The sequence below is a fragment of the Acidobacteriota bacterium genome (assembly GCA_030949985.1).
Classification (GTDB): domain Bacteria; phylum Acidobacteriota; class Polarisedimenticolia; order J045; family J045; genus JALTMS01.
Window position 1 is genome coordinate 1 of the sequence record JAUZRX010000012.1, and the last position, 8,202, is coordinate 8,202.

The 8,202-nt window shown below is 61.4% G+C and carries 4 protein-coding genes; 3 read left to right on the forward strand and 1 reads right to left on the reverse strand.

Translation table 11 applies throughout. The annotated features are described in order from the left end of the window. The first annotated feature begins 75 nt into the window (after positions 1-75). The 3 genes from Q9Q40_02600 (at position 76) to Q9Q40_02610 (ending at position 7,726) form a co-directional block, all read left to right on the forward strand. Positions 76-4,161: a C25 family cysteine peptidase gene (locus Q9Q40_02600; GenBank protein MDQ7006100.1), complete on the forward strand. Its 4,086-nt coding sequence runs from the start codon at positions 76-78 to the stop codon at positions 4,159-4,161. Positions 4,162-4,223: 62 nt separating this feature from the next. Beyond that, the gene (locus tag Q9Q40_02605; protein ID MDQ7006101.1) at positions 4,224-6,290 is read left to right on the forward strand and encodes a DUF2298 domain-containing protein; all 2,067 of its coding nucleotides are present in this window, start codon (positions 4,224-4,226) and stop codon (positions 6,288-6,290) included. Then, entirely contained in the window at positions 6,287-7,726 is a 1,440-nt protein-coding gene (locus Q9Q40_02610; GenBank protein ID MDQ7006102.1) for a sulfatase, read from the forward strand. Before Q9Q40_02605 ends, Q9Q40_02610 begins: the two co-directional genes overlap by 4 nt. Before the next feature lie 133 nt (positions 7,727-7,859). Here the strand turns inward: Q9Q40_02610 and Q9Q40_02615 are convergent. After that, on the reverse strand, positions 7,860-8,202 hold a 343-nt coding region (locus Q9Q40_02615), incomplete at its 5' end, for a tetratricopeptide repeat protein (GenBank protein MDQ7006103.1).

Sequence of the window (8,202 nt, forward strand, 5' to 3'; positions counted from 1 at the left end):
GTCGGCAAAACAGGCTCCCGCGCCATCATCACCATCGCCATCCCTCCACTCCACTGGGAGCATGCGGCAGGTGGCGTGATTCCCCGCATCGAGGGTTTCGGTCGCCTGGGTCAGTCGGCCGCTCCCGATCTGCCCGTGCGCTTCGAACGCGTTGCCGTCAACCCCGACTCGGTCCTCGAGCTGATCGAGATCGAAATCGATTGGTCCGAAGGCGTGATTCCCGGCCCGCTGGCGGCTTTTCCCGGCGAAGATCCCGCAGCACCGCCCATCGATGCGAGTCACTGGGAAAGACAGGGGTTCTGGCCCCGACAGCCGGTCCAGATTGCAGTACGCCAAGGGCGTTTCCGCACGCTTCATTTTTCCAGCCTCGAGATACGCCCTTTGCAGGTTGATCTAACCACCGGCCGTTTTCGTGTCGCCCGTCGACTGAAGCTGCTCGTGGACCGTGGCTCCGGCGCGTGGCGGCTGTCCGCCGGCCGCACGGACCCGCTCGTTACGCGCGCCGGAGAGGAAGCCGCCCTGGGAGCGGAGGGCGTCGGGCAGGCCTGGCCCCCTCCACAACCCACGACTGAGGCACTGGGCCCGTCGACCACTGCCAACTTTCCGGCTTGGTACTTCGACGTGAAGCAGACCGGCCTCTACCGCATCTCGTACTCGTGGGCCCAGGCCAATGCTCCGGATCTGCTGGCCTTTCTGACAGGAAACGACACATCCCTCTACCGTCTGAGTTGCCAGGGCCTTGATCTGCCCCTGTGGGTCGAAGGAGGCGACGACGGCGTCTTTGATCCTCCAGGGACGGGGAGGCCTGAAGGGGACGCCCTGATCTTCTATGGCCAATCTCCAGCCGGTTATGACCTCTTTGATCCTACGGTCTGGCAATCCGGCGATATCGCACCATCCAATGTCTACCGTCTGGACCTGCTCAGCGGCGCACCCCGTCTAGTCGGTCGCGATGCAGCGCCGGTCTCGGGATATGCGGTGACACCCTCTTTTCGGGCGACAACCCGACATGAAGAAGACGTTCGCTTTCAGGGATTCGTCCCCCATGACGGCGTGGACCACTGGTATGCCGACCCGTACCTGATTGCCAACCCCGATCCAGTGGACATGAACCAGTTGGTACAGACGCCGGCTCACGCGGGCGGTGAGGTCTCCATCCGCGTGCGACTGATGGGATTCGACTACCAGGACAACTTCCACCGCTCGCGGATATCCATCGATGGCACCCAGGTCGACGAGGCTGACTGGGATGGGCATATTGAATTCACCCATGGAGTAGACAACGGCACGGTTCTCTACACACCTCCCAGTCCCCTGGGTGAAGTCACGACGGTCAATGTCGCCCTGCCTCTGACGCGTCAGGTCAATGGGTCCAGCATCACCAAGGACATCGTTGCCGTAAACTGGGTTGAAATCGACTATGACCGACTTTTCGACGCCCGCGATGATGTCCTCTTCTTCGATGTAGCCGGTGATGGAAGCCAGGAAATCCAGATTTCGTCGTTCAGTGCCCCCCCCGAGATCTGGGAGCTTACCGACACGACCCTTTCCACGGCAGGAATGAGCCTGGCAGAGCCACGCCGCTTGACGGGAGTTGATTTCAGTGGAGGGGTGGCCACTTTCGAGTTACGAACGGACGCGGCCGCTCCCACTCGCCGGTTCGTTGCGGTCGGACCGAACGGTTTCCTCGTACCCGACACCGTCCGCGAGGATAGCCCGGCGGACTCGCTCGACGGATCACTGATGCCGAGCCTGAAAGATCCCGCCAACGGTGCCGACTGGCTGGTCATTGGGCCGGCTTCCTTGCTCGATACCGGGACACCCGGATCGGAACTCAACGCTCTGATCAGCCACCGCCAGAACCAAGGCCTGACGACTGCAATCGTGGACATCCAGGACGTTTACGATGAGTTCTCCTATGGGATCACTGACCCCCAAGCGATTCGTGACTTCATCCGGGAGACCCTCACAACGTGGCAGGGCAAGCCGACTTACGTCCTCCTGGTGGGCGATGCGACCCGGGACTACAAGAACCGCTACGGCCATAGCGTGTCGCGACAATTCGTGCCGACGATGATGTATGACATCGCCGCCAATACTCAGTTCGGCTACTACTTGTCGGACACCATCCTGGCCATGGTTCTCGGTGAAGACGAGCTTCCAGATGTGATGCTCGGGCGTATTCCCAGCCATACCCTGACCGAGGCCGAAGCGGTGTTTCGCAAGATCCTGCGCTATGAGCAGGGAAACCACAGTCCGACCTGGACTGGGCGGGCTTGCCTTGTCTCCGAACGAGACGAGCCAGAGCTCTTCCGCGTACACGATGAGATCTACGACCAATGGTTCCAGGGGGCCGGCCCCCAGACAGCACAGAAACTCTATGAAACGATTCTCGACGAAGATTGCAACAGCGGCGGAGCGACCCCCCAGAACGACCGCATCGATCAATGTATCAATGATGGCGCCGCTATTCTTTCTTACGCTGGCCATGGAGGTTATAGGACGTGGGGTAAGACCTGCTCGATCTGGGAAACCAAACTCGGCGCCGGCGACGATATCGAAGATCTCGTCAACGCGGACAAATTGGTGTTCACCGTACAAGCGAACTGCATCACGGGCCATTTTTCGCAAGATAGTTCCGTGACTGCCGGCGAGTCCGACACATGGTTCACCCTGGCGGAAGATTGGCTGGCCACCGCGGAGGTAGGGGCTGTCGCCGGCATGGCTCCCAGCCACCTGACCCGGAACTTCCAGCTTGATGCCATCCTCGACCCCATCTACGAGCGGATCTACGGCAAGCGAAAGGAGCGTTTGCTTGGCGAACTGGATATGCATCTGCGCCGCTCGTTCGATACGGAAGGCGACTGGTTGCTCAACAGGTCTTTCGTCTTCGTCGGTGATCCGGCGACGACCCTCGCTGTACCGGCGCCGGGGCAACCGACGATCCTGAGCATCGACAAGGCCGGCTCTCGGGAACTGCAGATCAGCTGGACATCCGTAGCCGATGCGGCGACTTACAGAGTCTATCGCGCGGAAAGTCCCGGTGGCCCCTATGTGCTGGCTGGCGATGGCTTGACTGCGACGCATTTCCTCGATACCGGTCTGATCAACTGTAAAACCTATTACTACTATGTCGTCGCCGTCGACGATGCAGGATTCGAGAGTCGATGGTCGAACTTCAACGAGACCTGCTACGACGCGACACCGGAACCCGCGGAATGTCGCTCCGGTGTTCCAGAGAATCCGCTACCGCCGTCCAAGCCGATTCTTCTCTCGGTCACCGATACCCAGAAAGGTGGGCAACTCGAGGTAAGCTGGCAGGCAGTACCGGACGACGACGTGATTCGCTACCGCGTACTCTGGCGCCGGGACGGTGAAACCAACTACAGCGGAGAGAAAACAACGCCTGAAACGCGAACCAGCGTCGTCATCGGAGGCTTGGAGGACAATCGACTCTACTGGGTGGCGGTGCGGGCTGAGCACTGTAGTGCAGTCGGCCCGGAGAGTGACGAGCTTTCAGGGACTCCGCACCTGGTACGCGGCATCAATCCTCCTCAATCGATCGGCGACCTGCGATTGAGGAAGACCGGCGCCGATCTGCTGCTCGAGTGGACGATCCCGGGACAGACAGTTTGGGGAGTCACCTTGGGCGGCGTTTCCGCTGTCAAAATCTATGGATCCGAAACCACGCCAGCGTTCCGCACGGACGCCGCCCATCTGCTGGTAGACCTCCCGGGCGAGGCCACAAGTTGGAGCCACACAGGTGAGGCCGGCTCGACGGTGAATAACCGCTATTACCTTCTCCGGGTCGCCGATGCTTCCGGAGAACTCTCTGCAGGCGGACAGGAACTCCCGGGACCGGTTTCCGATCTGCGTGTGAGCCGCAATGGCGCGGGCGGACTCTTGCTGCGCTGGAGCCCTCTTCGCGAGACCATGGGCGAAGTTGGGCGCACGCCCTCGAGAGCGGAAATCTCGAGTTACGATCTCTACGGGCGAGCTTCCGTGCTGCCACGAACCGAATGCGGCGCTGCGAACCGGTTGGTCGAGGGAATACCTCAAGCTACCACGGAAGTCTCGGTCACCGTAAGTGAGCCACCGGACGACCTGTACACCTACCAAGTGCTGGGCGTCGATACTCACGGCAGCGAGTCGGTGTGGTAGTCTCCCGCTCTGCATAGGGGCGTTGCCCGAAACGCCCGGCAGGACTCTGGAGAGGTGGCGTCTTGTCCAGCCGGTCACTCACTGCGCTTCTGGCCCTGCTAGTCGCGATCCACCTGACAGCGATTCTAGCCGGCCAGATGCCTCTGGCGCGATCCCTGGCACCAGTGACGGTGCTCTTTACGCCTGGCCTTGGGTGCGTGCTCGCCTTGCAGCCCCGCAGTTGGCGCCCCGGAGCCCTGTTCTACTACTCGCTTTTCGCAACGTTTCCGGTTTTTCTGGGAGCAGCGCTGCTCAGCGGCGGTCATCTCGGTGCCAGCCTTGTCAGTCTCGACATCATCACGCTGGGCTTTTTACTCTGGTCCACTCACCGCCCCTCGATGATATTGCGGCCCAGGCAACCTCGTGGTGCGGCGTGGGTGGCTGCCGGCTTGACTGCAATTGTGGCCGCTGGGGTCATTTTGAGTCCCTCCTTCCGCGCCTCCTATCACGGACTGCTGCACAGCAGCATCGTCTACCAGGTATCTCGGACAGGAATCCCTCCCGAGAATCCCTATTTCGCCGGTGAGCCGCTCCACTATTACTGGGGCTTTCACCTCTTGGGGGCCCTGATCGGCAAGGCTCTCGGTATCGACCCCCTATCCAGCTTGTCGATCCTCAGGCTTGGGGCTGCGACCGGTCTTCCCCTGGCGACAGCGCGTCTTGGACGGCGGATCGCGCCGCGACGGCTGAACTCGGCAGTGGCCAGCATCGCTGGCCTGGCCGGCCTCAACGGCCTGGGTTGGCTCTTTCTGCTCGGTCGCAGCGATGAATTCTTGGGCCTGTGGCGGGAGGGAGCCAACCCGCTGGGCGTTCTGTCGTTGATGAGCTGGGGTTTCAACCGTCGCCTGGCGGCCGGGTTGACAATCGCACTGAATCTCTCCGGATTCGGCCTGGGGATCGCCGTGGGCCTGGTTGCGGTCGAACAAGCAGCGCTCGTCGCACGGGGGAAGGGGGCGAGGGCTGCCGTGGCCGCTGTCTTGCTGGTCGCCACATCGATCTTGATCAATCCTCTCGCGGGCGCCGCCGCCCTGCTGATTCTCGCGGGCACCACCATCGGCGCCTTGTGGCCAGCCCGCGGTCGATGGAACCGCGCTGCGTGGCTGGGACTCGCTTGTGGTGTCGGCGGACTCGTCCTGGCCGCGCCTTACTTGCTCTCCATCACCGGGGGCGAGACTCGCGACCTCCTGCGTTTCGTCCGCCCCCGGCTGTGGCAGGGACTCTGTGTCCTCGGGCCGCTGATCTTGATTGCCCTGCCCGCGGGCATCGCCGAATGTCGCCTCCGACCACTTCGACGCTGGCTACCCATTGGTCTCGCTGCCTGCTTCCCGGCGCTGGCAGGGACCGTCATGCGTCTCCCGGCTCAGGACGAGTATTACTTTCTGCGAGCCGCCGCTCTCCCGTTGGGCTTCTTCGGCGCCGCAACTCTGCGTGGAGCCAGGGGCCGTTGGCGCGGCATCATGGCGATGGCCTCTTTCCTGGTATTCGTCCCGCCCACGGCAATCGTGGCCACAGCCTACTTCGCAGCCGCTCGTCGTCCCATGCCACTGGTCGCTGCCGGCGACAATTTGATCCTGCTCCCACGTTCCCGGGATGAAACGCGGGCCTACGATTACCTTCGGAACCAGACACCGCCGAACTCAGTCATCGTCGAGCAATTCTCGAAACAACAGCTCAGCTTTCGCCCGGCGCAGGGATCGGATGTACCTGTTTTCGCCCAAAGAGACGAATACCTGGGTTACAACTCAGGAGTCACCCGAAAAACCCGCGGCATGTTGATCGGCGGCTACCGCGACCTCCGCAAGCGCAAGAAACAACTGGCCCGGCTCTTCGGCAGCCCATGCCACGTGGAGATCGTCAAAGAGATCCACACAGAACTCGGTCGCCCCGTCTACGTGCTTGCCCGTCCCGGGTCCAAGCTTGGCGATCGAATGGGTCATGCGTGTCTCGAAGCATCCGAGCTACTGGAACGAGTCTTCGAATCTCACTCCGTGCGGATCTACAAGGTCGTCGAGACCCGTCAAACAGGGCTCAAGATCGGCCCGCCGGAACCTGCGGCGAGCGAAGCCGGCCCAAGGAGGCATAGCCCATGAGAGCGTTCTTTCGTATTGCCTGGTGGAGTGCGTTGGCTTGCCTTCCACTGTTGGTCGGCGGCTGCGCGCGACAAGCGGCCCCTGCGCCCGGAATTCTGCTCGTTGTCGTCGATGCCATGCGAGCCGATCATCTGGGTTGCTACGGCTATTCTCGCTCCACCTCACCGACGATAGACGACCTGGCCGCCGAGGGCGTGGTTTTCGAGTCCGCCATCAGCCAGGCGTCTTTTTCCGGACCGTCCTACGCCACCATTCTCACCGGCATGTCGCCCCAGCAGCACGGTGTACGCGATCACCCGCGCGTACTCTCAGAAGAGGTGGAAACTCTGGCGGAAGTGGCCCGGCGCGGCGGCATGCGCACAGGGGGTTTCGTCGCCCATTCCTTTCTCGATCCCAAGTGGAACTACAGCCAGGGTTTCCAGGATTTCCGGCGCATCGCACCCCCTGAGGGTGTGGGCCAACACGCGGGGCTCGGCCCGGACGTCGTCGACGCTGCGATCGCCTGGCTCAAAGACATCTCGCATGAACAGCCTTTTTTGCTATGGGTTCAACTCCAGGAGCCTCACATCCCCTACAATCCTCCGCCTCCTTACGACACCTTGTTCGGCCGCGAGCCTGCGGGCTATCGCCTGATGCACGATATTCTCGAGCGACGTGTGCGCCGTTCGAGAGTCATGTTTTCTTTTCGCGAGATGGGCTACTCGGATTCCGACCTGGCCCACACGATCCGACTCTACGATGGTGAGATAGCGTATGCCGACGCTCAACTTGGGCGCCTCATGGATGCCTTGCGGGCGTCCGGAAGATTCGACACGACGCTCATCGCAGTCACTTCCGACCATGGCGAGAGCCTGGGAGAGCACGAGATCTACTTCAATCATGACATGCCGCTCTACGATCCGGTGATTCGCGTACCATGGGTCATGCGTTATCCCCTACGGCTACCGGAAAACACGCACGTCGCAGCACAAGTACGCCTGATGGATCTTGCACCCACCCTCCTTGATCTTGTCGGCCTGCGGGCTCCCGAAGGAGCGGGTGGCCGCAGCGCCAGAGCGATCATCGAAGGAAAAGAAGGCTCGCGGATCGCCTTTTCCGAGAACCAGCCTTACAAGAAGGAGCGCAAGGATTACCCGCATTACCGACTTACCGTACCGGGCCTCGCAGGAAAATGGCGTTCGGTGCGCACCGAAGATGCAAAACTGATCCTCATCCCAACAGCAGCGGGGGCGACAGAAGAATTGTACGACCTTCATGCTGACCCCGCCGAGCTCCAAAACTTGATCGACCAGCGCCCGGAGTTGGCGAAAAAGATGCGGGCCCTGTTGCGAGAACACCTGCAAAAGGACAAGGGGCTGACACAGGGACAACCCGACGAGGAGCCTCAGGACGAGGAGACTCTTGAGCAACTTCGGAGTTTGGGCTACTTGGGCTAGCAGCCCCTCCCAAGAGCTTCCTTGGCGCGAAGGACCGATCTCGGTATCTCGGCCCGTCGCATCGAAAAGACTTGTTCAACGGAGTGCTCGAGGATGTCGGAGTACGACATCATGACCCTACCGCTGCCATTCGTCAGCGACGGGGAGGCTTGCTACCGGTGAGCTGCTTGAGGCGCCTGCGTACCTTACGCAGGTCCTGGGCGAACTCGGGCCGTCCGCCGGCCAAGTCATGGAAACGCCGATAGAGCCGAATTGCACGATCTCGATCACCGAGCTCATCACGTATCTGCGCCAGGTTGAACAAAGCGCCAAGGTTCTGCCCATTCGCTGAGCAGACATCTTCGAGAAGCTGCGCAGCCTCTTCCAGCCGCCCCTGGTGAAAGTAGGCCGCGCCGAGGTTGGCCATCACGGAAAGATTACCGGGCTGCCTGGCAAGGGCCCGTTCAAGATAGCGTATGCCCTTGTCGATATTTTTG